Raw genomic sequence first — 24,665 nt, 5'->3', positions numbered from 1 at the left:
CAAGACGGGTTTTTTATTGCTGCTCGCTTGTGGATAAGGCCAGCCGATTTAGTCGATAGCACCCAGCTCGCGCATCGCCTGCTCCATCCACAACGCCATTTCACCATGCAGGTCATCAATGCTTCGGCCATCGGCTTGTATAGGCGCACCAACCCGAACCTGCACAGTGCCGGGATACTTGATGAACGATTTACCCGGCCAGAACAGACCCGCGTTATGCACCAGCGGCACGATCGGAACCTGTGCACGAGACGCCAGCATTGCGCCGCCCTTGTTCATACGTCCCATCTTGCCTGCCGGCACCCGGGTACCCTGGGGAAAGATCAACACCGGAAGACCATTTTTGAGACGATCAGTACCCTGTTCAAGCAGTTGACGCAACGCGCCGCGCCTGTCCGACCGATCAAGCGCAATCGGCTTTAGCAGCGCCAGTGCCCAGCCGAAAAACGGAATCTTCAGCAGCTCCCGCTTCAGCACCACCACCTGTGGACGAATCAGCAGCTGCAGGTACAGGGTCTCCCATTCGCTTTGATGGTTTGCGACTACTACGAACGCACCACTGGCCGGGATATTTTCCCGCCCGGTGACCTCGACACGGACACCGCAACACACGCGCAACCAAAAAATATAGAAGTAGTTGATACTGCTAAGTACCGCAAATCGCGGCCTAAATGGCAGCAACGGCCCAATTAGCAAGCAAAGAAGCGCATACAAAACAGTGACGGGATAAAAGCCAAGATAGTAAAGGGCCGATCTAAGCCAGAGCAGAAATGTCGATCGCTGAGCCAACTCAGCCTCCTGTAACCGGTGGGAAGAACGCGACTTCATCGTTATCGCTGACGGCTGCTTCAAGACTACACATCTCTTGATTGACGGCACACAACAACCGCTGATCACGCAATACAGCGGCCCAGGGCTCACCGCGAGAGACTGCCAACCACTCGACAAGCCCCGCCACGGTTGTCACCCCGAGAGGGAGAGACAGCGTTTCGCCCTCTATCCCCAGCTGCTCGCGCACACTGGCGAAATAAACCAGCTTCATTCTTGCTCCTCACGGCGCCAATGGCCGCTCTTGCCACCCTGCTTTTCAAGCAGCTGGACAGACTCGATGACCATTCCCCGGTCTACCGCCTTGCACATATCGTACAGCGTCAGTGCCGCAACGGAGGCCGCCGTCAGTGCTTCCATCTCCACGCCTGTCTGACCGCTCACCCGGCAACCGGCTTCGATATCGATGCAGCACTCATCCTCATTCACGCTCAGCTCGACGCGTATGCCGGTTAACAGCAGCGGATGACACAGAGGAATCAACTCGTGAGTGCGCTTGGCAGCCTGTATGCCAGCAATACGCGCGACCGCCAGCACATCACCTTTTTTATGGCCGCCTTCAGCGATCAGTTTCAGGGTTTCAGGCTGCATGCGCACCCGCGCACTGGCAACCGCCTCCCGACTGGTGACGGCCTTTTCGGACACATCGACCATCGAGGCACGCCCTTGCTCATCGAGATGCGTCAGACGGCTCATACCCCCGCCTCCGCGCGCTTGTGGTTAAACACAGGGTTAGCATACATCTGCTTCATGATCTCACGGGCCGGCCCCTCGACTTGGGCCAGATGAGCATCGAACAGGCTCTTCGCCTGCGCATCGACCTGCTCACCGGCCGCTGCCAAATTCGACGGGTGAAGGTAATAGTTGATGTAGATCTGACGATCAATCTCCTGTGCCAGCTGCTCAGGCGTATCGAACTGCCCCCGAATCGGCTCACCGAAGGCAACATGCACATGCCCCTTGTTGCCGGTAATACCTTTGACGATGCTGTCGATATCCTCGAACTCTGACTTCTCGTACACTCCGGAGCTGGCCTTGGCTGCAAGCTCGTTGGCCTTGCTGGCATCGCACGGATCATACTCGTAGGAGATCGACACCGGCACGATATTCAGACGCTCAACCGCTTCGCTAAAGCTGCGCTCCTTGCGCTGGGACATGTAGAACATTTTCAGCAACGCAGGATCGGTACGATCATTACCATCCTTGGCCCGCCCCTCACGCTGCGCAATCCAGATGGAGTGGCCGTTCTGTATACTGTGGTCAATGTAACCCGACAGCTGATTCAGCGCTGTCATCATCTCCCTGCCACGTGCCGACCGATTGACGATAAAGCTCTTGTTCAGACGCATCAAATCCGACACATAGGGCTTACGCAACAGGTTGTCACCGATGGCGATGCGCACCGTACTCATGCCGTACTGGTAACGCACCCAGTTGACGAACGCGGGATCCATGGCGATATCACGGTGATTGGATACAAACAGGTAGGCTTCATCGTCATCGAGGCGCTCCAGCCCCGAACAGCTCAAGCGTGTCGTCGTGCGCGCTATCATCTTGGCCATGTAATCGGCCACCATGGTCTGAAAACCATGGATATCCTCGACATCACCAATGCGCGCCGCCAGCAGAATGCGCACAACCGGACGCAGCAGCCAACCCGCCCATTCAGACATCCGCGGGAACTGGTAGTGGGTAATGGCGCGAATAAACTCATCGCTGTGTATCAGACCATTGAGGACATCGCCAACCTCATCATCCCGATAGGGCCTGATAGCCTGATAGGGGTCATTCACCAGATCTTGTTCACTCATGCGTAGCAAGCAACCTCGAGCATCGCGTCAAAAAGGCGCATATTTTAGCCAAGTATTCGAAGTTTTTCACTTTGAAAGCACTATTGCTGCAACAACGCCGACAGCGGGTAGAACATCAATTGTTGTCCCTCTTGTACTATCTCACCTCCGGGTATACGCACCAGTCCATCGGTCTGAAGCAAAGAGCTGAGTGTCCCGGAGCTCTGGTTTCCCGACGGTTTTACAAAACCGTCGGTACTGCATGCGACACGTAAAAACTCATCCCGCCCCTGTGCTTTAGTGCGGCTAAACCCCGCTTTCACCGGCAGGCAGAAAGGTGTCGGGACGCGCATCCCCTGCGCTTTCAACAAACAAGGCTGGGCCAACAGCGCAAAGGTAATCAGCGCCGAGCCCGGATTTCCCGGCAACGCATAGAGCGGGACATCGTTGACGAATCCCGCCGCAAAGGGCTTACCCGGCTTGATATTGATTTTCCAGATATCCAGACGCCCTAGCCGCTCGATCACGGCTTTGACATGGTCCTCCTCGCCAACCGACACGCCACCGGTGGTCAGTATCACATCGGCATTCTCTGCGGCCTGACACAAGGCTGACTCAGTCGCACTTTGCGTATCGGCCACAATGCCCGACGTGACCACCTGCATCCCCATGGAGTGCAGCAACGCCTCGACCAGATAGCGGTTGGAGTTGTAGATCTGTCCGCGCGCCAGCGGTCGGCCCGGTTCGACCAGCTCATCGCCGGTCGAAAGCACGGCGACGCGTAACGGGCGAAATACCTCGACTTCGGCAAGACCGGCCGACGCCAGCACACCTAGCGCCACCGCCGACACCCGGCTACCGGCCGGCAGAACAAGCGAGCCACGGGCGATATCCTGCCCACGGGGTCTGATATTCTGCTGGGCTGACACCCCTGCCGGAATCAACACCCCACCCTCGGACGTCGTCACCTTCTCCTGCATGACGACTGCATCAGCGCCCTCTGGTATCTCGGCACCGGTAAAAATACGGGCGGCGGTTCCTGCAGGCAGGGCTCCCGCTTCAACACCGGCCGGGATACGCGGCCCCACCGGCAACCATGTATCCCTGTCGGCAGCAAGATCAGACAGACGGACGGCATACCCATCCATAGCGCTGTTGTCGGCAGGAGGCACATCGACCAGCGAGTGCACATCCCTGGCCAGCACCCGCCCCACAGCCTTGTCTATTGGGCAACGTTCAGTGCCCACTTGGCACACCGCCTGGGCCAGCAGATGCGCCCGCGCCTCTTCCAGCGGCATCAGCCCCGGCTGGTCGCAGCCGCGCAGGCTCATGACAGCGCCCGGCGCTGGTCACGCGCACGGATCAATGTATCCACAAAGTTGCACGGCCGGTGGCGACTATCAAGCTGCTCTGAAATAACCTTGTCCCAACCGGTACGACATGCGCCGGTGGAACCCGGCAGGCAAAATATCAGAGTACCGTTAGCCAGCCCGGCAATCGCTCTCGACTGGATGGTGGAGCTGCCGATCTCCTCCCAGGAGATATGGCGGAACAGTTCGCCAAAGCCTTCTACCTCTTTATCCAGCAGTGGACCGATCGCCTCCGGCGTGGAATCACGGTGCGAGAAGCCGGTGCCCCCGGTCAGCAGCACAACCTGAACCTCAGGGTCAGCGATCCACTGAGATACTCTGGCGCGCAAACGGTAGATATCATCGGCCACCAATGCACGATCAGCCAATCGGTGGCCGGCGGACTGCAGACGCTCCACCAGTAGATCGCCCGATGTATCGTTTTCAGCGGTACGTGTATCGGACACCGTCAGCACGGCAATATCGAGGGGGATAAAGGCCTTTTCGGCTTGATGTGCCATGATCACTCCTAACAGGAATAAGAAATTATCAATTGCGCGAAGGATAAATGCCCGGACCTAGCCGCCCGTCATATTCATAAAACGCAGGATTTTGGGCTCGTCATCGAGGCGGAACTCATGCTTCTCGGGCTTGATGGCCATCGCGTCTATCAGCGCCTGCTCAAGTCTACCGGCATCACCGGGGTACTGGCGCATCACCTCACGCAGATCGACAGAGTGCTCGTTGCCCAGACAAAGCAGCAGGCGTCCCTCGACAGTGACGCGAACCCTGTTGCAGTCACCACAGAAGTTATGGCTATGGGGCGATATAAAACCGATACGTGACGGGGAATCATCCATCAGGAAATAATGCGACGGCCCACCGGTACTTTCAGAACTGTCCTTGAGCGGGTAACGGCTGTTGATCAGCTCTCGGAGTTCATCACTGGAGCAATAGGCCTCTTCACGTCCGTGCTCGGTGATCTGCCCAAGCGGCATCTCTTCAATGAAGCTGATATCGAGCCCTGAGTCGCGGGCAAACTCGACCAGGTCCAGTACTTCGTCCTCGTTGCGCCCCTTGAGCACGACTGCATTCAGTTTAATGCGCTTGAATCCGGCTCGACGGGCCGCCTCGATACCGGCAAGCACCTGCTCGAGCCTGCCTGTTCGAGTCAGCTCCCTGAACCTCTCAGGACGCAGTGAATCCAGACTGATATTCAGACGCTGAACCCTCGCCCTTGCGAGGTCGTCCGCCATTCGGGTCAGTTGAGATCCGTTGGTAGTCAGCACCAGCTCGACCGGCAACTTGCCCAAACGCTCAATCAGGCTTAACACGTCACGCCGCACCAGTGGCTCGCCACCGGTCAGGCGTATTTTGCGCACGCCCAAACGCGCAAACGCGGCCGCCACGTCGTACAACTCCTCAAGCGACAGCACTTCCGAGCGGGGCAAAAACTCCATATTTTCCGACATGCAGTAGACACAGCGGAAATCGCAGCGGTCCGTCACCGAAATCCGCACGTAATCGATACGGCGGCCGAAACCGTCGATCAATTGAGGGGATGCTGGCTGACTCATACTGCACACTCCACTACTCAAAGTAATGCGCCATTCTTATTTGACTCGAAGAAAGTGATCACGCATTGTCTGCAACCACTCCACCGCAACCCAGCCTCAGAGAGACAATGATGCTGTACACAGCGCTTAAACATATTCACCTGACAACCGTAGCCCTCACGATCACCCTCTTCCTGTTGCGCTCGGCACTGATGCTCTGGCACCCCAAGGCGCTCAACTGGCGCTGGCTACGTATTGTCCCGCACATTGTCGACTCAATCTTACTTGTAAGCGCCATCGGCCTGATGCTGGTGATCCATCAATACCCACTGGTCAACCATTGGCTGACCGCAAAAGTAATGGGGGTCCTGATCTACATCCTGCTCGGTACCATTGCCCTGAAACGCGGTCGGACCAAACGGACACGTGTCCTAGCAATGTTCGGTGCACTACTGAGCCTGGGCTACCTGATCGCTGTCGCCCGCACCCATTCGCCTGCTCTGGGGCTCTTCTAACGCCCGCTCACCGTATAGTTCGCGGACCAGGCGCTGCAGTTCCGAACGCCAGGGCCGCTGACGTATACCGAAAGTATTAAGCAACTTATTGCATTTGAGTACCGATGAGGCAGGACGTTCCGCCGCCTCCGGCATATCCCGTGAAGAGACAGGCAGAAGCTCCTCTACGGCAAGCTCCTCATACTGGCGCGCAGCGGCGAGAATTGCCTCGCTAAAGCCATAGCGTGTGGTGATCTCCGCCCCACAATAGTGGTAGGTTCCCCAAGCCTCGGCTCCGTTGGCCAACTGTTTGAGGATAGCCGAAAGAACCCGCGCCACATCCTGGGACGAGGTTGGACAACCGCGACGGTCATCCACCGCTTGAATACAGGGCTCGTGACGGGCCTGTTCAAGGGTCCGAAGCAGGAAGTTGGTACCACAGGCGCTGAATATCCAACTCACACGCAGAATGATATGCCGCGGCAGCAAACGCCGGATATGCTCTTCGCCCTGCCACTTGCTGTCACCGTAGATACCCAAGGGCGCGGCTTCATCCGACTCTTTGTATCCACTGGCGTAGTGCCCGTCGAATACGTAATCCGACGACAGGTGCAATAACGGTATCGACATCTCGCCACACATGGCAGCGAGCCCTGCCACACCCTCCGCGTTCACCGCATAGGCTCGCTGGGGGTCCTGCTCGGCAGGATCAACCCGGTTAAAACCTGCGCAGTTCACCACGTAATCCGGCAACACCTCAGCCAGCACATCCGCAAGCTGTTTTTTGTTAGTGATGTCCAGCTGACGCCGAGAACACGCGGTGACGATAAAATCGGGGTCCCGCTCGAGCAGCGACACCAGTGCCCGACCAATCTGGCCTTGAGCACCGGTTATCAGAATGCGGCTTGGTTCTGCGAAGGGATTCGCGCTCATCGATTAGAAGGGGATATCATCATCGAATGGGTCCATATCCGGAGCCGGTGCCGCCGGCTGCTGCGCAGGCTGAGACTGCGGTGCAGGACGCTGCTGCGTACGCTGGGGCGCCGGCTGCTGCGGTTGGCCGTATCCCATCGGATCAGGCTGTGCATAACCACCACTTTCACCGCCACGACCGTCCAGCATCTGCAGCTCGCTGGCCACGATTTCGGTGGTATAGCGGTCCTGACCGTCCTGGCCCTGCCATTTGCGAGTACGCAGAGACCCCTCTACGTAAACTTTGGAGCCCTTGCGCAAATATTCACCGGCGATCTCGGCCAGACGATTGAAAAATACCACGCGGTGCCATTCCGTACGCTCCTGCTGCTGACCTGACTGCTTGTCCTTCCAGGACTCGCTGGTCGCCAGAGTTACGTTGGTGACCGCATTACCCGAGGGCATGTAACGTACTTCAGGGTCGCCCCCCAGATTACCGATCAGAATCACTTTGTTGATGCCACGCGCCATCTCAATCTCCACTTAGGGTTCATTGCTTTCTACTGCCCAGGCACCTCCTGTGCCCGTCTTTTTCTTCAACTGCGAGAATAACACAGCAAGGCGGTTTTAGGTCCCCTTGCGCACAGCCTATAATAGACCTTTTGCCCAGACTGACCGGAGAGTTCATGGACAAGATTCTGGTACGCGGCGCCCGTACTCACAACCTCAAGAATATCGATCTGGATATTCCGCGTGACAAGCTGATCGTTATTACCGGCCTATCTGGCTCAGGCAAATCCTCCCTGGCGTTCGATACGCTCTACGCCGAGGGACAACGCCGTTATGTCGAGTCCCTGTCGACGTACGCCCGACAGTTTCTGTCAATGATGGAGAAGCCCGATGTGGACCACATCGAAGGGCTGTCTCCGGCCATTTCCATTGAGCAGAAATCCACCTCGCACAATCCGCGATCCACCGTCGGTACCATCACGGAAATATACGACTACCTGCGTCTGCTGTTCGCACGCGCCGGTGAGCCGCGATGCCCCGATCACGACCTGCCGCTGTCCGCACAAACCATCAGTCAGATGGTCGATCAGGTACTGGCACTCCCTGAAGGCAGCAAGCTGATGCTACTGGCCCCGGTGGTACAAGACCGTAAAGGTGAGCACCTGCATACACTGGCTGACCTGCGCGCGCAGGGATTCGTGCGCGCCCGTATCGACGGCATCGTGGTTGATCTGGACGAGGCGCCGGCGCTCGACAAGAATCGCAAGCACAACATTGAGGTCGTGGTTGATCGCTTCAAGGTCCGTGAGGATCTTCAGACCCGTCTGGCCGAATCGTTCGAAACCGCCCTGACACTTACCGACGGCGTCGCACGCGTCGCCTGGATGGACGAGGTGCGGGATGAACTGGTGTTCTCATCACGTTTCGCCTGCCCGACCTGCGGCCACAGCATTCAGGAACTTGAGCCCAGACTTTTCTCGTTCAACAACCCTCACGGTGCCTGCCCAAGCTGTGACGGCCTGGGCGTAAGGCAGTACTTCGACCCCATCAAAGTGGTTCATGACCCAAGTCTGACACTGTCCGAAGGGGCCATACGAGGATGGGACCGGCGTACGCTCTATTACTACCAGCAATTGAAGTCCGTCGCACAGCACTTCGGCTTCGATATGGACACGCCCTTCCAGCAGCTCGACAGCCAGCATCAGAAAGTGATCCTCCAGGGCAGCGGCAAGGTCGAAGTACCTTTCCAGTACGTAAACGACCGCGGTACCGTGGTCACCAAGTCCCACCCCTTTGAGGGTGTCCTCAACAATCTGGAACGGCGTTATCGCGAAACCGAATCGGAAATGGTTCGGGAGGACCTGTCCAAATACCTCAACATGCAGCCCTGCCCAAGCTGCTCAGGCACTCGCTTGCGTCGCGATGCCCGCCACGTCTTCATTGACGAACGCACGCTGCCTGAACTGGTTCGCCTGCCGATTGGCGCTGCCCACGACTACTTCGAAGCGCTGAAACTCAGCGGCAAGCAAGGCGAGATCGCAGAAAAAATTCTCAAGGAGATACGCGAGCGACTGTCCTTCCTGGTCAATGTGGGATTGGATTACCTGTCGCTGGAACGCAGTGCAGAGACACTTTCGGGCGGCGAAGCACAGCGGATACGCCTTGCAAGTCAGATCGGCGCAGGCCTCGTAGGCGTGATGTATATCCTTGATGAGCCATCCATTGGCCTTCACCAGAGGGACAACGAGCGCCTGCTGAAAACCCTCGAGCACCTTCGCGACCTGGGCAATACCGTTATCGTTGTCGAGCATGACGAAGACGCCATCCGACTGGCCGACTGGGTAATCGACATCGGCCCCGGCGCAGGCGTGCACGGCGGTCGCGTTATCGCCGATGGCCGGCCGGAAGAGGTCATGGCATGCAAGGAATCCGTTACAGGCCAGTATTTGTGTGGTGAGCGCAAGATTGAGGTACCCTCCACACGCCACCCCTGTGATCCGGAAAGAATGCTCAAATTGCATGGTGCCAGTGGCAATAACCTCCAGAACGTAAGCCTTGAAGTGCCGGTAGGACTGCTCACCTGCGTGACCGGGGTATCGGGGTCGGGGAAATCAACGCTGATCAACAACACCCTGTTCCCGGTCGCGGCCACTGCCCTCAATCACGCCACGACACTTGAGGCCGCTCCCTATACGAAAATCGATGGACTGGAACACTTCGACAAGGTCATCGATATCGACCAGAGTCCAATCGGTCGCACACCCCGCTCAAACCCCGCGACCTATACAGGCATATTTACCCAGATCCGAGAGCTGTTCTCCGGTACACAAGAAGCGCGCTCACGTGGTTATAAGCCCGGGCGTTTCAGCTTCAACGTCAAGGGCGGACGCTGCGAAGCCTGCCAGGGCGACGGCGTAATCAAGGTCGAAATGCACTTCCTGCCGGACATCTACGTTCCCTGCGATGTCTGCAAGGGCAAGCGATATAACCGCGAAACACTGGAAGTAAAATACAAGGGCAAGAGCATCCATGAGGTATTGGACCTAACTGTCGAAGACGCGCGCGAGTTTTTCGACGCTATCCCCGCACTGGCACGACGTCTGCAGACACTCATCGATGTAGGCCTGAGCTACATACGCTTAGGCCAGGCCGCCACCACGCTTTCAGGTGGTGAGGCCCAGCGCGTTAAGCTCGCCAGAGAGCTTTCAAAACGCGATACCGGTAAAACCCTGTATATTCTCGACGAGCCGACGACCGGACTGCACTTCTATGATATTCAGCAGTTGCTGACCGTTCTCGACCGATTGCGTGACCATGGCAACACCATCGTTGTTATCGAACACAATCTGGACGTGATCAAGACGGCCGACTGGATCATCGACCTGGGCCCCGAAGGCGGCAGCGGCGGGGGCGAAATCATCGCAACAGGAACGCCCGAAGAGGTCGCCCATAACCCGGCCTCCCACACCGGTCGCTTCCTCAAAACCATGCTTTAACACTAAAAAGCCCCGCGTCGAAAAACGCGGGGCTTTTTATGCAGTATGACCGACCTGGTAACCAGGCAATAAAAAACCCGATCCGGGGATCGGGTTTTTCAATTTGGCTGAAACGTTTACTTAGTCTTCTGCAGACTCTTCAACGACAACAGCCTGGCCAGCGGCACGATCAACCAGCTCAACATAAGCCATCGGCGCGTTGTCGCCGGCGCGGTAACCGCATTTCAGAATGCGGATATAACCACCCGGACGGTTCGCGTAACGCGGGCCCAGTTCGTTGAACAGTTTACCTACAGCTTCGTTGCTGCGGGTACGTGAGAATGCCAGACGACGGTTAGCAACCGAGTCAGTTTTGGCCAGAGTAATCAGCGGCTCTGCAAAGCGGCGCAGTTCTTTAGCTTTAGGCAGTGTGGTCTTGATCAGTTCGTGTTCGAACAGAGACACCGCCATGTTTTTGAACATCGCTTTGCGGTGCGCACTTGTACGATTAAAGTGACGACCAGATTTACGATGACGCATTTTCTAAATCCTTAACAACTCAGGGATAGAAGCCGAGACTTAGGACGCGGCCTTGTCGTCGCCCTTGAGGCTAGCCGGGGGCCAGTTCTCAAGACGCATGCCGAGCGACAGACCTTTGGACGCCAGCACGTCCTTGATCTCAGTCAGCGACTTCTTACCCAGGTTAGGAGTCTTCAGCAGTTCTACTTCAGTGCGCTGGATCAGATCACCGATGTAGTAGATCTGCTCTGCTTTCAGACAGTTAGCGGAACGTACAGTCAGCTCAAGATCATCGACCGGACGCAGCAGGACCGGATCGATCTCCGGCTCTGCCGGCTCCGACCGAGTCTGTTCACTGGCGTCTTCGAGGTCAACGAACACTGCAAGCTGTTGCTGCAGGATAGTTGCCGCGCGACGGATGCACTCTTCCGGGTCGATAGTACCGTTGGACTCGATATCGATAACGAGTTTATCCAGGTCGGTACGCTGCTCGACACGTGCACTCTCTACAGCGTAGGAGACACGCAATACCGGGCTGTAGCTGGCATCCAGCTGCAGACGGCCAATAGCACGAGTTTCATCATCCTCGCTGATACGGGCATCTGCAGGCACATAGCCGCGACCGCGCGTAACCGTCAGGTGCATATTCAGGTTTGCGCCACTGTTGAGATGCGCAATCACGTGATCGGGATTGGCAATTTCAACATCCTGATTCAGTTGGATATCACCAGCTGTAACAGGACCGGGCTCAGACTTGCTAAGCGTCAGCACCGCTTCATCGGAAGTGTGCAGCGCGATAGCAACACCCTTGAGGTTCAGCAGGATCTCAATGACATCCTCCTGTACCCCTTCGATGCTGCTGTATTCGTGCAGCACACCATCGATCTCTACTTCCGTGATGGCGCAGCCAGGCATGGAAGAGAGCAGAATACGGCGCAGCGCGTTGCCCAGGGTATGACCGAATCCACGCTCCAGGGGCTCAAGAGTAACCTTGGCGCGTGTCTTGCTGATCTCCTGTACGTCAATATGACGTGGGCTAAGAAACTCGTTTACTGAACGCTGCATAGTTCCACCAGTCAAGAGTTCAAGAATTACTTCGAGTAGAGCTCAACGATCAGGTGCTCGTTGATATCGGCAGACAGATCGCTACGTTCCGGACGTGCTTTGAAAACACCTTCCATCTTGGCAGCATCTACCTCGATCCACTCGACCGGTGCACGCTGTGCAGCAAGTTCCAGAGCGTGTTTGATACGCAGCTGGTTCTTGGCTTTTTCACGTACAGCGACCACATCACCTTCCTGCACCTGGTAAGAGGGTACATTCACAGACTGACCGTTAACGGTGATCTGACGGTGAGAGACGATCTGACGAGCTTCCGCGCGGGTAGAACCGTAACCCATGCGGTAAACGACGTTGTCCAGACGGCTTTCGAGAAGCTGCAGCAGGACTTCACCTGTAGCACCCTTCTGACGAGCCGCTTCTTTGTAGTAGCTACGGAACTGGCGTTCCAGAACACCGTAGGTACGACGTACTTTCTGTTTTTCACGCAGCTGAAGACCGTAGTCGGACAGACGTCCGCGACGGGCACCGTGTACACCCGGTACTGTTTCAGCTTTGCACTTGCTGTCGAGTGCGCGCACACCGCTCTTCAGGAAGAGATCGGTGCCTTCGCGACGGGACAGCTTGCACTTAGGTCCAAGATAACGAGCCATATTACCGTCTCCAGATTAAACGCGACGCTTCTTCGGCGGACGACAGCCGTTGTGCGGAATCGGGGTTACGTCCGTGATGTTTGTGATCTTGTAGCCACACGCATTCAGCGCGCGAACTGCAGATTCACGACCCGGTCCCGGGCCCTTCACAAACACGTCCAGGTTTTTCAGTCCGTACTCCAGAGCAGCATTACCGGCGCGCTCTGCAGCAACCTGCGCAGCGAACGGAGTGCTCTTACGAGAACCACGGAAACCTGAACCACCGGAGGTAGCCCAAGACAGTGCGTTACCCTGGCGATCGGTGATGGTGATAATGGTGTTGTTAAAAGAGGCGTGGATGTGCGCGAGGCCATCCGCTACCTGCTTTTTAACCTTTTTACGTGTGCGATTACCTGGCTTTGCCATATTCGGAAATTCCTATCGCTTACTTACGGATCGGCTTGCGCGGGCCCTTGCGGGTGCGAGCATTGGTCTTGCTGCGCTGACCGCGAACCGGCAGGTTGCGACGATGACGCAGGCCACGGAAGCAACCCAAGTCCATAAGACGCTTAATGTTCATGTTGACTTCACGACGCAGGTCGCCTTCAACAGTCAACTTGGCAATTTCACCACGAACATTATCGAGCTGCTCTTCAGACAGATCACCAACTTTGGTGCTCGGCTCGATGCCGGTGGCTGCGCAGATCTGCTGAGCAGTCGTGCGGCCAATACCGTAAATGTAAGTCAGAGAAATTACCGCATGCTTATTGTCAGGAATATTGACGCCAGCTATACGGGCCATTCAATGTACTCCATATTTCTGTTCCCGAATGACTGATACGGGAACCGTTTAATCAAATAGTTCGTGGAAGGCGCGCAATACTACACCTTGATCAAAATTAAATCAAGGCAAGCAGCGCTGACCTCCCAACAACCAGCCTTTGTGGATTAGCCCTGGCGCTGCTTGTGCCGGGGTTCCACTTTGCAGATCACGCGCACGGAACCGTTGCGACGTACGATCTTGCAGTTGCGGCAAATCTTTTTAACAGATGCGCGTACTTTCATGATCCACCTCATTAGGCTTAGCGCAGGAGACCCGCGCCGCCCTTAAGATTCGATTTCTTCATCAGCGACTCGTACTGATGAGACATCAGATGCGACTGCACCTGAGCCATAAAGTCCATTACCACCACCACGACGATCAACAGTGACGTACCTCCGAAATAGAAGGGTACGTTCCACGCGACGACAAGGAACTGCGGCATCAGCGATACGGCTGTGATATAGAGCGCGCCGAACAGAGTCAGGCGGCTTAGCACAGTATCGATATAGCGAGCGGACTGTTCACCAGGACGGATCCCCGGGATAAAGGCACCCGATTTTTTCAGGTTGTCTGCGACATCACGCGGATTGAAGACAATCGCGGTATAGAAGTAGCAGAAGAACACGATCGCAATAGCAAACAGCAGAATGTACAGCGGCTGTCCCGGCCCAAGAGCCAGAGCCACATCCTGCAGCCAGCCCATACCTTCACCCTGACCGAACCACTGACCGACAGATGCCGGGAACAGCAGAATGCTGGAAGCGAAGATCGGCGGGATAACGCCGGCCATGTTCACTTTCAGCGGCAGGTGGCTGGACTGGGCAGCGTAAACGCGGCGGCCCTGCTGACGCTTTGCGTAGTTGATGGTAATGCGGCGCTGACCACGTTCCATAAACACGACAAAGCCAACAGTTGCCACCGCCATCACGGCGATAGCCAGCAACGCGAGGATGTTCAAGTCACCCTGACGCGCAGCTTCAAAGGACTGGCCGATTGCACTGGGCAGACCGGCCACAATACCTGCGAAGATCAGAATCGAGATACCGTTACCAATACCCTTCTCGGTCACCTGTTCGCCCAGCCACATCAGGAAGACTGCACCTGAAACGAGGGTTACTACAGCGACAAAGTAAAAGCTGATATCGGCGACGAACGCGACACCCTGGTTAGCCAGACCAACCGCCATACCAAATGACTGAACAGTAGCCAGAACCACCGTCCCGTAACGGGTATATTGGTTGATCTTGCGGCGCCCCGCCTCACCCTCTTTTTTCAACTGCTCGAGAGTCGGACTCACAATCGTCATCAACTGCATGATAATCGATGCAGAGATGTACGGCATGATACCCAGCGCCAGAATCGACATGCGTTCCAACGCACCACCCGAGAACATGTTGAACAGGCTCAGGATTGTGCCCTGATTCTGATCAAACAGCGCAGCGAGACGGTCGGGGTTGATACCGGGAACCGGGATATGAGCCCCGATACGGTAAACGATGACCGCGATCAGCACGAAGCGCAGGCGAGACCAAAGCTCGCCCAAGCCACTCTGCATACCCGCTGGTATTTGTCCTTTCTTAGCCATTTACGCCTCGACTTTACCGCCAGCAGCTTCGATCGCAGCCTGAGCACCCTTGGTCACTTTAAGACCTTTAACGGTGACTGCCTTGTTGATCTCGCCAGACAGAATCACGCGAGCAGACTTGATCTCCTGCTTGATGATATCTGCCTGTTTCAGCGCATCCAGATCGACCACGTCGACGCCAGCTGCAACCAGCTCGCTCAGACGGATCTCAGCAACGTAACGCGCTTTACGGGAGTTGAAGCCAAATTTCGGCAGACGACGCTGAATCGGCATCTGACCGCCTTCAAAACCCGGGTTTACACTACCGCCAGAGCGGGATTTCAAACCCTTGTGACCACGGCCACAAGTTTTACCCAGACCGGAGCCGATACCACGACCGACACGCTTCGGTGCCTGTTTAGAGCCGGCGCCCGGGCGCAGAGAATTCAAACGCATTGGGTCACTCCTCTTACTCGCCTACTACCTTAACCATGTAGTAGACCTTGTTGATCATGCCACGAACCGCTGGAGTGTCTTCCACTTCAACGACGTGACCGATACGGCGCAGGCCCAGACCTTTGACGCACTCTTTGTGCTTCGGCAGTTTGCCGATCGGGCTGCGAACCAGAGTTACCTTGATCTTGTCAGCCATTGTTAGCTCCCCAGGATCTCGTCTACAGACTTGCCGCGCTTGGCAGCAATGTCTTCCGGTGCATGCATGGAAGCCAGACCTTTAACAGTCGCGCGAACGACGTTAACCGGGTTGGTTGAGCCATAGCACTTGGCCAGTACGTTGTGAACACCTGCCAGTTCGAGAACGGCACGCATAGCACCACCGGCGATAACACCGGTACCTTCGGAAGCCGGCTGCATGTAAACCTTGGCAGAGCCGTGGTTTGCCTTGACCGGGTACTGCAGAGTGTGGCCGTTCAGGTGTACGTTCACCATGTTGCGGCGGGCCTGCTCCATCGCTTTCTGGATAGCGACCGGCACTTCACGCGCCTTGCCACGTCCGAAACCGACACGACCGTTACCGTCACCGACAACTGTCAGCGCGGTAAAGCCGAAGATACGACCACCTTTAACCACTTTGGCGACGCGGTTTACCTGAACCAGCTTCTCTTGCAGTTCACCGTCTTTCTGTTCGTGATTTGCCATATTCGAAACCTTTAGAATTCCAGGCCGCCTTCGCGAGCAGCATCAGCGAGAGCCGCTACGCGACCGTGGTATTTGAAACCGGAACGGTCAAATGCGACTTCTGTAACGCCTGCTTCTTTAGCACGCGCTGCGATCAGAGAACCGACCTTCTTGGCCGCTTCAACGTTACCGGTTGCGCCTTCACGCAGATCCTTTTCCACAGTAGAGGCGCTAGCCAGTACGGTGCTGCCATCGGCAGAAATGACCTGAGCGTAGATATGGCGCGGGGTGCGGTTAACGCAGAGACGTACGCTACCCAGTTCGCGCATTTTCGCGCGAGAGCGGCGCGCACGACGGATACGAGCTTCTTTCTTAACGTTCATGACCCTGCCTTACTTCTTCTTAGCCTCTTTGCGGCGTACATACTCGTCGGCGTAACGAACACCCTTGCCCTTGTAAGGCTCTGGCGGACGGAACGCACGAACTTCTGCAGCCACCTGACCTACTACCTGCTTGTCAGCACCGCTGAGCACGATAGTTGTCGGGTTCGGCGTTTCAGCAGAAACACCTTCAGGCAGTTCGTAATCGATCGGATGAGAGAAGCCCAGCGTCAGGTTCAGAACCTTACCCTTGGCTGCTGCGCGGTAACCAACACCCTGAAGATTCAGGGTCTTGCTGAAGCCTTCGCTTACACCGACCACCATATTGCCGACCAGCGCACGGGTAGTACCAGCCAGGGCATTTGCCTGCTTGGAACCGTCGCGCGGTGCAAATTTCAACTGACCGTCAGCCTGCTCTACAGCAACAGACGGGTGAACATCCAGGCTCAGCTGACCGTTCTTGCCTTTAACAGCGAGACCCTGGCCATCAAGCTTGACTTCAACACCTGACGGTACTACTACGGGTTTCTTAGCAACTCGTGACATGAGAAATCCTCTTAGAATACCGTGCAGACTACTTCACCACCGACACCCGCTTGGCGAGCGGCGCGGTCAGTCATGACACCTTTACTGGTAGAGATGATCGCGATACCCAGGCCATCAGCAACCTTCGGCAGCTCGCCAGCGTTCTTGTAGATACGCAGACTGGGGCGACTTACGCGCTTAATCTCTTCAATAACCGGCTTACCTTCGAAATACTTCAGTTCGATGGTCAGTACCGGCTTAACATCACCCTCTACGCTGTAGTCGGCAATGTAACCTTCCTCTTTCAGAACCTTGGCAACTGCCAGCTTCTGCTTGGAGGACGGCAGGGACACAGCCTGTTTTTCAGCCATGTGCCCGTTACGGATACGGGTAAACATATCCGCGAGCGTGTCTTGCATACTCATGCTTTTAACATCCTCTTAGTGCAGCGCGACGCGGTAGCGAAGCCTTCTCAGGCTTCGCCCTGACCGCCGTGCTTACCGTTTGGCGTGCTGTTACCAGCTCGCCTTCTTCAGGCCCGGGACATCGCCACGCATTGCAGCTTCGCGCAGTTTGTTACGGCACAGTCCAAACTTACGGTATACACCGTGCGGACGGCCGGTAACCTGACAGCGACGCTGCTTGCGTACCGGGCTGGCGTCACGCGGCAATTTCTGCAGCGCGATCTGTGCATCCCAAACTTCATCTTCAGAGCTGTTCGGGCTTACAACAATTGCTTTGAGCGCAGCGCGTTTAGCAGCGTATTTGTCCGCCAGCTTCTCACGCTTGAGCTCACGATTGATCATAGAAACTTTAGCCATGGTTCAATCCCTGTCTTATTTCTTGAACGGGAACTGCAGCGCAGCCAGAAGAGCACGACCTTCGTCGTTGGTCTTCGCCGTAGTGGTAATAGTGATGTCGAGACCACGCAATTTATCGACTTTGTCGTAGTCGATTTCCGGGAAGATGATCTGCTCTTTCACACCCATGCTGTAGTTACCGCGGCCGTCGAAAGACTTGGCATTGAGACCACGGAAGTCGCGGATACGCGGAATGGAAATATCGACCAGACGGTCGAGGAATTCCCACATACGCTCGCCACGCAGCGTTACTTTGCAGCCGATCGGCCAACCTTCACGCACCTTGAAGCCCGCAATTGACTTGCGCGCCTTGGTCACGATCGGCTTCTGACCTGCGATTGCAGTCATGTCAGCCATCGCATTTTCAAGCTGCTTCTTGTCACCCAGTGCTTCACCAACACCCATATTCAGGGTGATCTTGGTGATGCGGGGAACCGCCATAACGTTAGGAGACTGAAGCTCCTCTTTCAGCTGCTGCTTAACTTCGTTTTCGTAAAGCGCTTTCAATCTGGACATGTGCACCAACCCCTCTTACTTATCTCCGGCGATGAGCTCGCCGGTGGACTTGAAGAAACGTACTTTGGTGCCGTCTTCAAGCAGCTTGAAGCCAACACGATCGCCCTTGCCGGTCTGAGCGTTGAAGATAGCAACGTTGGAGGTCGCAATCGCTGCTTCCTTCTCAACGATACCACCCTGCTGCTGCAGCATCGGGTTCGGCTTCTGGTGCTTCTTGATCATGTTGATGCCAGACACGATCAGACGATCGTTTTCGAGCACGCGCATAACCTTGCCGCGCTTACCCTTGTCTTTTCCTGCGATCACGATGACTTCATCGTCGCGACGAATCTTACGCATTTAAATTACCTTATCTTTTCCTGCTACCTTCCTCATGCTCAAAAACGCCAAGCCCTCGCGGGATTGGCGTTTTCGCAAGAACCCTCTCAAAAAGCAGGGGTCTTATAGCACTTCAGGCGCCAGGGAAATGATTTTCATGAACTTCTCAGAGCGAAGTTCACGCGTCACTGGCCCGAAAATACGAGTACCGATCGGCGCGTCGTTGTTGTTCAGCAGAACCGCAGAGTTTGTATCAAAGCGGATCAGCGAACCATCAGGACGACGAACACCTTTACGGGTACGCACTACGACAGCCTTAAGAACCTGACCTTTTTTCACCTTACCGCGCGGAATCGCTTCTTTTACGGTGACTTTGATTACGTCACCAACAGAAGCATAGCGGCGGTGAGAACCACCCAGGACCTTAATACACATCACGCGCTTGGCGCCGCTGTTATCAGCCACATCAAGCATCGTTTCAGTCTGAATCATGGTCTACTCCAAAACTTTAAATCCTTCTCGCCTGCCTCTCTAGCAGGCGAACCGGCAACTGGAGCAGCAAAGGCGCATTATATTACACCTTAGCTGCGCGCTCTTCAATGCGAATCAGAGACCAAGTTTTGGTCTTGGACAGAGGGCGGGTCTCGGCGATGGTCACCAGATCACCCATCTGACACTCATTTTTCTCATCGTGAGCGTGCAGTTTGGTAGAGCGCTTGATGTACTTACCGTAGATCGGATGCTTCTCTTTACGCTCAACCAGAACTGTGATGGTTTTATCCATCTTGTCACTGACGACCTTGCCGGTCACAGTACGAGTACGTTTTTCCGCGCTCATTTAGTCACCTGCTTTTCGTTGAGTACTGTCTTAACGCGAGCAATGTCGCGACGAACCTGACCCAGCAGATGGGTCTGTGCCAGCTGGCCAGTGGCCTTCTGCATACGCAGGTTGAACTGATCCTTCAGAAGGCCCAGCAGCGACTGCTGGAGCTCTTCTACGGACTTGCCACGCAGTTCTTGTGCTTTCATCACATCACCGTCCGCTTAACAATAGTGGTAGGAACCGGCAGCTTGGCCGCTGCCAGCGCAAAGGCTTCAGCCGCGAGCTCTTCCGGAACACCGCTCATTTCGAACAGCACCTTGCCCGGCTGGATCTGAGCGATCCAGTACTCAACGTTACCCTTACCTTTACCCATACGAACTTCAAGCGGCTTGGTAGTGATAGGCTTGTCCGGGAATACACGGATCCAGATCTTGCCACCACGCTTGACATGACGAGTCATGGTACGACGAGCCGCTTCGATCTGACGCGCAGTGATACGACCGCGTTCGGTCGCTTTCAGTGCGAATTCGCCGAAGCTGACCTTGCTGCCGCGCTGAGCCAGGCCGCGGTTACGACCTTTCATGACCTTGCGGAATTTAAGACGTTTCGGTTGCAGCATTGACGTCTACCTCACTTAGCTTTCTTCGCGGGCGCTTTCTTCTCGGCACGAACCTGTTCCAGGCCACCGAGGATCTCGCCCTTGAAGATCCATACTTTGACGCCGATCACACCGTAGGTGGTGTGCGCTTCGTGCGTAGCGTAGTCGATGTCGGCACGCAGAGTGTGCAGCGGCACGCGACCTTCACGGTACCATTCGGTACGCGCGATCTCGGCACCGCCGAGACGACCACTTACCTGAATCTTGATACCCTTGGCACCGATACGCATAGCGTTCTGTACCGCACGCTTCATGGCGCGACGGAACATCACACGGCGCTCGAGCTGACTGGCTACGCCCTGGGCGACCAGCTTGGCATCCAGATCCGGCTTACGTACTTCTTCGATGTTGATGTGAACAGGCACACCCATCATCTCGGAAACAGCAGCACGCAGCTTTTCAACATCCTCACCCTTCTTACCGATAACGATACCGGGACGGGCAGTATAGATGGTGATCTTAGCGTTCTGAGCCGGACGTTCGATCTCGATACGGCTAACAGACGCATTCTTCAGCTGATCTTCCAGGTAGCTACGTACCTTGAGGTCGTTCAGCAGCTTGTTGGCATAGTCGGCTTTATCGGCGTACCACACAGACGTGTGATCCTTGATAACACCAAGCCGGATGCCGGTCGGGTTTACTTTCTGACCCATATCAAACTCTCCTAGCACTCAGCTCTTAGTCAGCGACCTTGACGGTGATGTGTGAGGTACGCTTCAGGATGCGATCAGCGCGGCCTTTGGCACGCGGCATGATACGCTTCATAGTCATACCTTCATCGACGAACACCGCAGAAACACGCAGCTCATCAACATCAGCACCTTCGTTATGCTCTGCGTTTGCAATAGCAGACTCCAGCACCTTCTTGACGAGATCAGCACCTTTCTTGTTGCTGAACGCCAGGATATTCAGAGCTTCGCCCACAGACTTACCACGGATCTGATCTGCGACCAGACGGGCCTTCTGAGCGGAGATGCGGGCGCCTTTATGCTTGGCGATAACTTCCATCATCTACCCCTTACTTCTTCTTGGCCTTCTTGTCGGCTGCATGACCGCGGAATGTACGTGTTGCAGCGAACTCACCTAGTTTGTGACCGACCATGTCTTCGGTGATGAACACCGGGACATGCTGACGGCCGTTATGTACTGCAATCGTCAGCCCGACAAAGTTCGGGAAGACAGTAGAACGACGCGACCAAGTTTTGATCGGACGACGTTCGTTAGCTTCGATTGCAGCCTCTACCTTTTTCAGCAGGTGAAGGTCAATAAATGGACCTTTCTTCAGTGAACGTGGCACAGCTGATTCCTCTTATTTAGCCTGACGACGGCGTACGATCAGTTTATCGGTACGCTTGTTCGAGCGAGTCTTGTAACCCTTGGTCGGGATGCCCCACGGAGTAACCGGGTGACGACCACCAGAGGTACGACCTTCACCACCACCGTGCGGGTGATCAACCGGGTTCATTACCACACCACGAACGGTCGGACGAACACCACGCCAGCGCTTAGCACCAGCTTTACCCAGCTGACGCAGGCTGTGCTCGGAGTTGCTAACTTCACCCAGAGTCGCACGACACTCGGCCAGGACTTTACGCATCTCGCCCGAACGCAGACGCAGAGTCGCGTACGCGCCTTCACGTGCTACCAGCTGCGCAGAAGCGCCGGCAGAACGTGCCAGCTGAGCGCCTTTACCCGGCTTCAGCTCGATGCAGTGAATGTTGCTACCCAGCGGGATATTGCGCAGCGGCATAGTGTTGCCCGGCTTAATATCAACCACTTCACCAGACTGAACAGATGCGCCAGCCAGCACTCCTTTAGGAGCGATGATGTAGCGACGCTCGCCGTCAGCGTACTTCAGCAGTGCAATGTGAGCAGAACGATTAGGATCGTATTCAACGCGCTCAACAACCGCATTGATACCGTCTTTGTTACGACGGAAATCGATTACGCGGTAATTCTGCTTGTGACCGCCACCGATGTGACGAGTCGTGATACGACCGTTGTTGTTGCGACCACCAGACTTCGATTTCTTCTCGACCAGTGCAGCGAAAGGCTTACCCTTGTGCAGGTCAGCGTTGACTACCTTGACGAGGTGACGACGTCCAGCAGAGGTCGGCTTAGTCTTAACAAGTGCCATTATTTAAACCTCTCTTATTCGCCAGCCAGGAAATCGATCTCGGAACCATCGGCCAGTCGAACATACGCCTTGCGAACATCACTGCGCTTACCCAAGCCACGTGCAGTGCGCTTGGTCTTGCCCTTGATGTTCAGAACGTTAACGCCTTCAACTTTAACGTTGAACAGCTCTTCGACAGCCTTCTTGATTTCCGGCTTGGTTGCGTCTGAAGCTACGCGGAACACTACCTGCTGGGTACCTTCAGCAACGATAGTGGCCTTCTCGGAGATGTGCGGCCCGAGCAGCACTTTGTAGATGCGTTCCGGGTTCATGCGTACACCTCCTCGATCTTCTTCAGAGCAGGAACAGTAATCAGCACCTTCTCGTAACCGATCAGGGAGACCGGATCGATACCTGCCGCATCACGCACACCGATGTGCGGAACGTTGCGCGCAGCCAGGTACAGGTTCTGCTCTACGTCTTCGGTAATCAGCAACGCGTTGTCCAGGCTCAGTTCTTTGAGCTTGGCAACAAACTGCTTGGTCTTGGGGGTCTCAAGGGCGAACTGCTCAACCACTACGAGACGATCCTGACGTACCAGCTCAGACAGAATGCAGCGCATAGCAGCGCGGTACATCTTCTTGTTCACTTTCTGAGCATAGTCACGCGGCTGTGCAGCGAAGGTCACACCACCGGTGCGCCAGATCGGCGAACGGGTAGTACCCTGACGAGCACGACCGGTACCCTTCTGACGAAAGGGTTTAGCACCGCCACCGGAAACGTCGGAGCGGCTTTTCTGCGCTTTGGTACCCTGACGGCCGGCTGCCATATAAGCAGTTACAACCTGGTGTACCAGCGCCTCATTGAACTCTTTACCAAAAGCCAGTTCGGATACTTCAACCGAACCGTTGGCTCCAGTCAGATTCAGATTCATGGAGACCTCCCTTAGGCGCGTGCTTTAACAGCAGGTTTAACGATGACATCGCCGCCCATAGCGCCAGGAACGGCACCCTTGACGATCAGCAGATTACGCTCGGCGTCGATGCGCACGATTTCCAGAGTCTGGACTGTGCAGCGCTCGGCACCCATGTGACCGGCCATCTTTTTACCTTTGAATACACGACCCGGGGTTTGGCACTGACCAATGGAACCCGGAGCACGGTGAGAAAGCGAGTTACCGTGAGTCATATCCTGAGTACGGAAGTTCCAGCGCTTAACGCCACCCTGGAAACCCTTACCTTTAGACTGACCTGTTACGTCAACCTTCTGACCTGCTTCGAAGCGCTCAACAGTCAGCGCATCGCCGACGTTGATTCCCTCATCACCATTCACGCGGAACTCCCACAAACCGCGACCGGCTTCAACACCAGCCTTGGCAAAGTGACCAGCTTCCGGCTTGGACAGGCGATTAGCCTTCTTCCCACCGGTAGTCACCTGCACAGCAGCGTAGCCGTCAGTTTCAACGGTCTTTACGCTGGTTACACGGTTCGGTTCCACCTCGATGACGGTGACTGGCACGGACACGCCCTCATCTGTGAAGATGCGAGTCATACCCGCTTTACGTCCGATAAGTCCTACAGACATTTTGTTACCTCTTGCCAGTTGTGTACGGGGCTGTCACCCACTATGGCTGCCCTTTTCAGGCGCATTCCACAAATAGCGCTTCATTAAGTTAATAATTTCGCGCGGTGCTGATTAGCCGAGGCTGATCTGCACTTCGACACCCGCAGCGAGATCCAGCTTCATCAGTGCGTCGACTGTTTTTTCAGTCGGCTCAACGATGTCCAGGACACGCTTGTGCGTGCGAATTTCGTACTGATCACGCGCGTCTTTGTTGACGTGCGGAGAGATCAGGACGGTGTAACGCTCTTTGCGGGTAGGAAGTGGGATCGGACCACACACCTGAGCACCTGTCCGCTTGGCAGTCTCAACGATTTCCTGAGCGGATGAGTCGATCAGGCGATGATCAAAAGCCTTCAGACGAATTCTGATTTTTTGGTTCTGCATTCTGATCACGCATTTCCTGTAAGTTGCATTACGGCAAAAGCCGACCTCCCCTTGGATAAAAGGGGACGCAAATTTTACTCAGCGGACAGGATAGCGTCAACCAGAAAGGTACAAATTTTAACCAATTACGCCCTAACAGCAGAAGCTTAATTAGAGATTTACGCGCAGACACGAAAAAGGCCCTCCGAAGAGGGCCTTTTCAGATCATATGATCAGTGATTAGGCGATGATTTTGGAAACAACGCCCGCACCAACGGTACGACCACCTTCACGGATAGCGAAGCGCAGACCTTCTTCCATCGCGATCGGGTTGA

At 55.6% G+C, this 24,665-nt stretch carries 40 protein-coding genes; 2 read left to right on the top strand and 38 right to left on the bottom strand.

Translation table 11 applies throughout. From position 1 onward, the window contains the following. Positions 1-48: 48 nt before the first annotated feature. The 7 genes from ADIMK_RS04790 to moaA form a co-directional block, all read right to left on the bottom strand. Positions 49-612 carry a lysophospholipid acyltransferase family protein gene (locus tag ADIMK_RS04790; protein WP_368085820.1) on the bottom strand — a complete coding sequence of 188 codons (564 nt, stop codon included), beginning with the start codon at positions 610-612 and terminating at the stop codon, positions 49-51. 178 nt (positions 613-790) lie between these two features. Further along, the gene (moaD, locus tag ADIMK_RS04785) at positions 791-1,042 is read right to left on the bottom strand and encodes a molybdopterin converting factor subunit 1 (protein WP_036184408.1); all 252 of its coding nucleotides are present in this window, start codon (positions 1,040-1,042) and stop codon (positions 791-793) included. Beyond that, positions 1,039-1,524, bottom strand: coding sequence for a cyclic pyranopterin monophosphate synthase MoaC (gene moaC / locus ADIMK_RS04780; protein WP_036184406.1), 486 nt, complete (start codon positions 1,522-1,524; stop codon positions 1,039-1,041). Before moaC ends, moaD begins: the two co-directional genes overlap by 4 nt. After that, positions 1,521-2,639, bottom strand: coding sequence for a 1-acyl-sn-glycerol-3-phosphate acyltransferase (locus ADIMK_RS04775; RefSeq protein WP_036184404.1), 1,119 nt, complete (start codon positions 2,637-2,639; stop codon positions 1,521-1,523). Before ADIMK_RS04775 ends, moaC begins: the two co-directional genes overlap by 4 nt. Before the next feature lie 80 nt (positions 2,640-2,719). Continuing rightward, on the bottom strand, positions 2,720-3,949 hold the full coding sequence (locus ADIMK_RS04770; RefSeq protein WP_036184402.1) for a molybdopterin molybdotransferase MoeA: 1,230 nt from the start codon (positions 3,947-3,949) through the stop codon (positions 2,720-2,722). Continuing rightward, positions 3,946-4,488 carry a molybdenum cofactor biosynthesis protein B gene (gene moaB / locus ADIMK_RS04765; protein WP_036184399.1) on the bottom strand — a complete coding sequence of 181 codons (543 nt, stop codon included), beginning with the start codon at positions 4,486-4,488 and terminating at the stop codon, positions 3,946-3,948. Before moaB ends, ADIMK_RS04770 begins: the two co-directional genes overlap by 4 nt. Positions 4,489-4,545: 57 nt before the next feature. After that, positions 4,546-5,544 carry a GTP 3',8-cyclase MoaA gene (gene moaA, locus ADIMK_RS04760; protein WP_036184395.1) on the bottom strand — a complete coding sequence of 333 codons (999 nt, stop codon included), beginning with the start codon at positions 5,542-5,544 and terminating at the stop codon, positions 4,546-4,548. A gap of 107 nt (positions 5,545-5,651) precedes the next feature. Here moaA and ADIMK_RS04755 point away from each other — a divergent pair, with 107 nt between their 5' ends. Then, positions 5,652-6,038: a SirB2 family protein gene (locus tag ADIMK_RS04755; RefSeq protein ID WP_081849665.1), complete on the top strand. Its 387-nt coding sequence runs from the start codon at positions 5,652-5,654 to the stop codon at positions 6,036-6,038. Here the strand turns inward: ADIMK_RS04755 and rfbD are convergent. Both rfbD and ssb read right to left on the bottom strand, forming a co-directional pair. After that, complete coding sequence (rfbD, locus tag ADIMK_RS04750) at positions 5,973-6,950, bottom strand: dTDP-4-dehydrorhamnose reductase (protein WP_081849664.1); 978 nt, start codon at positions 6,948-6,950, stop codon at positions 5,973-5,975. The genes ADIMK_RS04755 and rfbD overlap by 66 nt on opposite strands. Before the next feature lie 3 nt (positions 6,951-6,953). After that, a complete protein-coding gene (ssb, locus tag ADIMK_RS04745; RefSeq protein ID WP_036185200.1) occupies positions 6,954-7,460 on the bottom strand; it encodes a single-stranded DNA-binding protein in 507 nt (168 codons plus the stop codon). A 155-nt stretch (positions 7,461-7,615) separates the two neighbouring features. On the opposite strand from ssb, the gene uvrA reads away from it, so the two are divergent. Next, complete coding sequence (uvrA, locus tag ADIMK_RS04740) at positions 7,616-10,435, top strand: excinuclease ABC subunit UvrA (RefSeq protein ID WP_036184389.1); 2,820 nt, start codon at positions 7,616-7,618, stop codon at positions 10,433-10,435. Positions 10,436-10,555: 120 nt separating this feature from the next. On the opposite strand, the gene rplQ is transcribed toward uvrA, so the two are convergent. The 29 genes from rplQ to ADIMK_RS21650 form a co-directional block, all read right to left on the bottom strand. Further along, positions 10,556-10,954, bottom strand: coding sequence for a 50S ribosomal protein L17 (gene rplQ / locus ADIMK_RS04735; RefSeq protein ID WP_036184386.1), 399 nt, complete (start codon positions 10,952-10,954; stop codon positions 10,556-10,558). A 39-nt stretch (positions 10,955-10,993) separates the two neighbouring features. Then, positions 10,994-11,998: a DNA-directed RNA polymerase subunit alpha gene (locus ADIMK_RS04730; protein ID WP_036184383.1), complete on the bottom strand. Its 1,005-nt coding sequence runs from the start codon at positions 11,996-11,998 to the stop codon at positions 10,994-10,996. Between the two features lie 26 nt (positions 11,999-12,024). Next, entirely contained in the window at positions 12,025-12,645 is a 621-nt protein-coding gene (gene rpsD / locus ADIMK_RS04725) for a 30S ribosomal protein S4 (protein WP_036184380.1), read from the bottom strand. 15 nt (positions 12,646-12,660) lie between these two features. Continuing rightward, positions 12,661-13,050: a 30S ribosomal protein S11 gene (gene rpsK, locus ADIMK_RS04720; RefSeq protein WP_036184377.1), complete on the bottom strand. Its 390-nt coding sequence runs from the start codon at positions 13,048-13,050 to the stop codon at positions 12,661-12,663. A gap of 19 nt (positions 13,051-13,069) precedes the next feature. Next, positions 13,070-13,426, bottom strand: coding sequence for a 30S ribosomal protein S13 (gene rpsM / locus ADIMK_RS04715; RefSeq protein ID WP_036184374.1), 357 nt, complete (start codon positions 13,424-13,426; stop codon positions 13,070-13,072). A gap of 146 nt (positions 13,427-13,572) precedes the next feature. After that, a complete protein-coding gene (gene rpmJ, locus ADIMK_RS04710) occupies positions 13,573-13,689 on the bottom strand; it encodes a 50S ribosomal protein L36 (protein WP_007021200.1) in 117 nt (38 codons plus the stop codon). A gap of 17 nt (positions 13,690-13,706) precedes the next feature. Continuing rightward, the gene (secY, locus tag ADIMK_RS04705) at positions 13,707-15,032 is read right to left on the bottom strand and encodes a preprotein translocase subunit SecY (protein ID WP_036184366.1); all 1,326 of its coding nucleotides are present in this window, start codon (positions 15,030-15,032) and stop codon (positions 13,707-13,709) included. Then, complete coding sequence (gene rplO / locus ADIMK_RS04700; RefSeq protein WP_036184363.1) at positions 15,033-15,467, bottom strand: 50S ribosomal protein L15; 435 nt, start codon at positions 15,465-15,467, stop codon at positions 15,033-15,035. A 13-nt stretch (positions 15,468-15,480) separates the two neighbouring features. Next, positions 15,481-15,663, bottom strand: coding sequence for a 50S ribosomal protein L30 (rpmD, locus tag ADIMK_RS04695; protein WP_036184360.1), 183 nt, complete (start codon positions 15,661-15,663; stop codon positions 15,481-15,483). Positions 15,664-15,665: 2 nt separating this feature from the next. Next, complete coding sequence (rpsE, locus tag ADIMK_RS04690) at positions 15,666-16,169, bottom strand: 30S ribosomal protein S5 (RefSeq protein WP_036184357.1); 504 nt, start codon at positions 16,167-16,169, stop codon at positions 15,666-15,668. 11 nt (positions 16,170-16,180) lie between these two features. Further along, on the bottom strand, positions 16,181-16,531 hold the full coding sequence (gene rplR / locus ADIMK_RS04685; RefSeq protein WP_036184355.1) for a 50S ribosomal protein L18: 351 nt from the start codon (positions 16,529-16,531) through the stop codon (positions 16,181-16,183). 9 nt (positions 16,532-16,540) lie between these two features. Further along, positions 16,541-17,074 carry a 50S ribosomal protein L6 gene (gene rplF / locus ADIMK_RS04680; protein WP_036184353.1) on the bottom strand — a complete coding sequence of 178 codons (534 nt, stop codon included), beginning with the start codon at positions 17,072-17,074 and terminating at the stop codon, positions 16,541-16,543. Positions 17,075-17,085: 11 nt separating this feature from the next. Next, complete coding sequence (gene rpsH, locus ADIMK_RS04675) at positions 17,086-17,478, bottom strand: 30S ribosomal protein S8 (protein WP_036184351.1); 393 nt, start codon at positions 17,476-17,478, stop codon at positions 17,086-17,088. A 90-nt stretch (positions 17,479-17,568) separates the two neighbouring features. After that, a complete protein-coding gene (gene rpsN, locus ADIMK_RS04670; RefSeq protein WP_036184349.1) occupies positions 17,569-17,874 on the bottom strand; it encodes a 30S ribosomal protein S14 in 306 nt (101 codons plus the stop codon). 15 nt (positions 17,875-17,889) lie between these two features. Further along, entirely contained in the window at positions 17,890-18,429 is a 540-nt protein-coding gene (gene rplE, locus ADIMK_RS04665; RefSeq protein WP_036184347.1) for a 50S ribosomal protein L5, read from the bottom strand. Between the two features lie 15 nt (positions 18,430-18,444). After that, entirely contained in the window at positions 18,445-18,768 is a 324-nt protein-coding gene (gene rplX, locus ADIMK_RS04660) for a 50S ribosomal protein L24 (protein WP_036184345.1), read from the bottom strand. A gap of 102 nt (positions 18,769-18,870) precedes the next feature. Beyond that, positions 18,871-19,239, bottom strand: coding sequence for a 50S ribosomal protein L14 (rplN, locus tag ADIMK_RS04655; protein ID WP_036184326.1), 369 nt, complete (start codon positions 19,237-19,239; stop codon positions 18,871-18,873). 82 nt (positions 19,240-19,321) lie between these two features. Further along, the gene (gene rpsQ / locus ADIMK_RS04650; RefSeq protein WP_036184321.1) at positions 19,322-19,585 is read right to left on the bottom strand and encodes a 30S ribosomal protein S17; all 264 of its coding nucleotides are present in this window, start codon (positions 19,583-19,585) and stop codon (positions 19,322-19,324) included. Beyond that, on the bottom strand, positions 19,582-19,776 hold the full coding sequence (gene rpmC, locus ADIMK_RS04645; RefSeq protein WP_036184319.1) for a 50S ribosomal protein L29: 195 nt from the start codon (positions 19,774-19,776) through the stop codon (positions 19,582-19,584). The genes rpsQ and rpmC overlap by 4 nt, the downstream gene beginning before the upstream one ends. Next, positions 19,776-20,189 (bottom strand): 50S ribosomal protein L16, encoded by a 414-nt coding sequence (gene rplP, locus ADIMK_RS04640; RefSeq protein WP_036184318.1) that lies wholly within the window; start codon positions 20,187-20,189, stop codon positions 19,776-19,778. The genes rpmC and rplP overlap by 1 nt, the downstream gene beginning before the upstream one ends. An 11-nt stretch (positions 20,190-20,200) precedes the next feature. Continuing rightward, positions 20,201-20,881 carry a 30S ribosomal protein S3 gene (rpsC, locus tag ADIMK_RS04635; RefSeq protein WP_036184316.1) on the bottom strand — a complete coding sequence of 227 codons (681 nt, stop codon included), beginning with the start codon at positions 20,879-20,881 and terminating at the stop codon, positions 20,201-20,203. Between the two features lie 25 nt (positions 20,882-20,906). Further along, a complete protein-coding gene (gene rplV, locus ADIMK_RS04630) occupies positions 20,907-21,239 on the bottom strand; it encodes a 50S ribosomal protein L22 (RefSeq protein ID WP_425515648.1) in 333 nt (110 codons plus the stop codon). A gap of 7 nt (positions 21,240-21,246) precedes the next feature. Continuing rightward, positions 21,247-21,525, bottom strand: coding sequence for a 30S ribosomal protein S19 (gene rpsS, locus ADIMK_RS04625; RefSeq protein WP_036184305.1), 279 nt, complete (start codon positions 21,523-21,525; stop codon positions 21,247-21,249). Positions 21,526-21,537: 12 nt separating this feature from the next. Next, positions 21,538-22,365, bottom strand: a complete 828-nt coding sequence (gene rplB, locus ADIMK_RS04620; protein WP_036184303.1) for a 50S ribosomal protein L2 — start codon at positions 22,363-22,365, stop codon at positions 21,538-21,540. A gap of 14 nt (positions 22,366-22,379) precedes the next feature. Further along, on the bottom strand, positions 22,380-22,676 hold the full coding sequence (gene rplW / locus ADIMK_RS04615) for a 50S ribosomal protein L23 (protein ID WP_036184301.1): 297 nt from the start codon (positions 22,674-22,676) through the stop codon (positions 22,380-22,382). Beyond that, positions 22,673-23,278 (bottom strand): 50S ribosomal protein L4, encoded by a 606-nt coding sequence (gene rplD / locus ADIMK_RS04610; RefSeq protein WP_036184299.1) that lies wholly within the window; start codon positions 23,276-23,278, stop codon positions 22,673-22,675. The genes rplW and rplD overlap by 4 nt, the downstream gene beginning before the upstream one ends. 11 nt (positions 23,279-23,289) lie before the next feature. Then, positions 23,290-23,928, bottom strand: a complete 639-nt coding sequence (gene rplC / locus ADIMK_RS04605; RefSeq protein ID WP_036184294.1) for a 50S ribosomal protein L3 — start codon at positions 23,926-23,928, stop codon at positions 23,290-23,292. 111 nt (positions 23,929-24,039) lie between these two features. Further along, positions 24,040-24,351 carry a 30S ribosomal protein S10 gene (rpsJ, locus tag ADIMK_RS04600; RefSeq protein WP_036184292.1) on the bottom strand — a complete coding sequence of 104 codons (312 nt, stop codon included), beginning with the start codon at positions 24,349-24,351 and terminating at the stop codon, positions 24,040-24,042. A 219-nt stretch (positions 24,352-24,570) separates the two neighbouring features. After that, positions 24,571-24,665, bottom strand: a 95-nt coding sequence (locus ADIMK_RS21650) for an EF-Tu C-terminal domain-related protein (RefSeq protein WP_497006505.1), incomplete at its 5' end; no start/stop codon positions are given.

Origin of the sequence: Marinobacterium lacunae (assembly GCF_000705555.1) — a bacterium.
Taxonomy (GTDB): domain Bacteria; phylum Pseudomonadota; class Gammaproteobacteria; order Pseudomonadales; family Balneatricaceae; genus Marinobacterium_D; species Marinobacterium_D lacunae.
The sequence above is the reverse complement of the archived record's forward strand: the minus strand, read 5'-3'. Positions and strand labels throughout refer to the sequence as shown.

Coding starts and splice junctions, on each gene's coding strand:
- moaD (WP_036184408.1), bottom strand. CDS start 1,042: ATGAAGCTGGTTTATTTCGCCAGTGTGCGCGAGCAGCTGGGGATAGAG.
- moaC (WP_036184406.1), bottom strand. CDS start 1,524: ATGAGCCGTCTGACGCATCTCGATGAGCAAGGGCGTGCCTCGATGGTC.
- ADIMK_RS04775 (WP_036184404.1), bottom strand. CDS start 2,639: ATGAGTGAACAAGATCTGGTGAATGACCCCTATCAGGCTATCAGGCCC.
- ADIMK_RS04770 (WP_036184402.1), bottom strand. CDS start 3,949: ATGAGCCTGCGCGGCTGCGACCAGCCGGGGCTGATGCCGCTGGAAGAG.
- moaB (WP_036184399.1), bottom strand. CDS start 4,488: ATGGCACATCAAGCCGAAAAGGCCTTTATCCCCCTCGATATTGCCGTG.
- moaA (WP_036184395.1), bottom strand. CDS start 5,544: ATGAGTCAGCCAGCATCCCCTCAATTGATCGACGGTTTCGGCCGCCGT.
- ADIMK_RS04755 (WP_081849665.1), top strand. CDS start 5,652: ATGATGCTGTACACAGCGCTTAAACATATTCACCTGACAACCGTAGCC.
- rfbD (WP_081849664.1), bottom strand. CDS start 6,950: ATGAGCGCGAATCCCTTCGCAGAACCAAGCCGCATTCTGATAACCGGT.
- ssb (WP_036185200.1), bottom strand. CDS start 7,460: ATGGCGCGTGGCATCAACAAAGTGATTCTGATCGGTAATCTGGGGGGC.
- uvrA (WP_036184389.1), top strand. CDS start 7,616: ATGGACAAGATTCTGGTACGCGGCGCCCGTACTCACAACCTCAAGAAT.
- rplQ (WP_036184386.1), bottom strand. CDS start 10,954: ATGCGTCATCGTAAATCTGGTCGTCACTTTAATCGTACAAGTGCGCAC.
- ADIMK_RS04730 (WP_036184383.1), bottom strand. CDS start 11,998: ATGCAGCGTTCAGTAAACGAGTTTCTTAGCCCACGTCATATTGACGTA.
- rpsD (WP_036184380.1), bottom strand. CDS start 12,645: ATGGCTCGTTATCTTGGACCTAAGTGCAAGCTGTCCCGTCGCGAAGGC.
- rpsK (WP_036184377.1), bottom strand. CDS start 13,050: ATGGCAAAGCCAGGTAATCGCACACGTAAAAAGGTTAAAAAGCAGGTA.
- rpsM (WP_036184374.1), bottom strand. CDS start 13,426: ATGGCCCGTATAGCTGGCGTCAATATTCCTGACAATAAGCATGCGGTA.
- rpmJ (WP_007021200.1), bottom strand. CDS start 13,689: ATGAAAGTACGCGCATCTGTTAAAAAGATTTGCCGCAACTGCAAGATC.
- secY (WP_036184366.1), bottom strand. CDS start 15,032: ATGGCTAAGAAAGGACAAATACCAGCGGGTATGCAGAGTGGCTTGGGC.
- rplO (WP_036184363.1), bottom strand. CDS start 15,467: ATGCGTTTGAATTCTCTGCGCCCGGGCGCCGGCTCTAAACAGGCACCG.
- rpmD (WP_036184360.1), bottom strand. CDS start 15,663: ATGGCTGACAAGATCAAGGTAACTCTGGTTCGCAGCCCGATCGGCAAA.
- rpsE (WP_036184357.1), bottom strand. CDS start 16,169: ATGGCAAATCACGAACAGAAAGACGGTGAACTGCAAGAGAAGCTGGTT.
- rplR (WP_036184355.1), bottom strand. CDS start 16,531: ATGAACGTTAAGAAAGAAGCTCGTATCCGTCGTGCGCGCCGCTCTCGC.
- rplF (WP_036184353.1), bottom strand. CDS start 17,074: ATGTCACGAGTTGCTAAGAAACCCGTAGTAGTACCGTCAGGTGTTGAA.
- rpsH (WP_036184351.1), bottom strand. CDS start 17,478: ATGAGTATGCAAGACACGCTCGCGGATATGTTTACCCGTATCCGTAAC.
- rpsN (WP_036184349.1), bottom strand. CDS start 17,874: ATGGCTAAAGTTTCTATGATCAATCGTGAGCTCAAGCGTGAGAAGCTG.
- rplE (WP_036184347.1), bottom strand. CDS start 18,429: ATGTCCAGATTGAAAGCGCTTTACGAAAACGAAGTTAAGCAGCAGCTG.
- rplX (WP_036184345.1), bottom strand. CDS start 18,768: ATGCGTAAGATTCGTCGCGACGATGAAGTCATCGTGATCGCAGGAAAA.
- rplN (WP_036184326.1), bottom strand. CDS start 19,239: ATGATTCAGACTGAAACGATGCTTGATGTGGCTGATAACAGCGGCGCC.
- rpsQ (WP_036184321.1), bottom strand. CDS start 19,585: ATGAGCGCGGAAAAACGTACTCGTACTGTGACCGGCAAGGTCGTCAGT.
- rpmC (WP_036184319.1), bottom strand. CDS start 19,776: ATGAAAGCACAAGAACTGCGTGGCAAGTCCGTAGAAGAGCTCCAGCAG.
- rplP (WP_036184318.1), bottom strand. CDS start 20,189: ATGCTGCAACCGAAACGTCTTAAATTCCGCAAGGTCATGAAAGGTCGT.
- rpsC (WP_036184316.1), bottom strand. CDS start 20,881: ATGGGTCAGAAAGTAAACCCGACCGGCATCCGGCTTGGTGTTATCAAG.
- rplV (WP_425515648.1), bottom strand. CDS start 21,239: ATGATGGAAGTTATCGCCAAGCATAAAGGCGCCCGCATCTCCGCTCAG.
- rplB (WP_036184303.1), bottom strand. CDS start 22,365: ATGGCACTTGTTAAGACTAAGCCGACCTCTGCTGGACGTCGTCACCTC.
- rplW (WP_036184301.1), bottom strand. CDS start 22,676: ATGAACCCGGAACGCATCTACAAAGTGCTGCTCGGGCCGCACATCTCC.
- rplD (WP_036184299.1), bottom strand. CDS start 23,278: ATGAATCTGAATCTGACTGGAGCCAACGGTTCGGTTGAAGTATCCGAA.
- rplC (WP_036184294.1), bottom strand. CDS start 23,928: ATGTCTGTAGGACTTATCGGACGTAAAGCGGGTATGACTCGCATCTTC.
- rpsJ (WP_036184292.1), bottom strand. CDS start 24,351: ATGCAGAACCAAAAAATCAGAATTCGTCTGAAGGCTTTTGATCATCGC.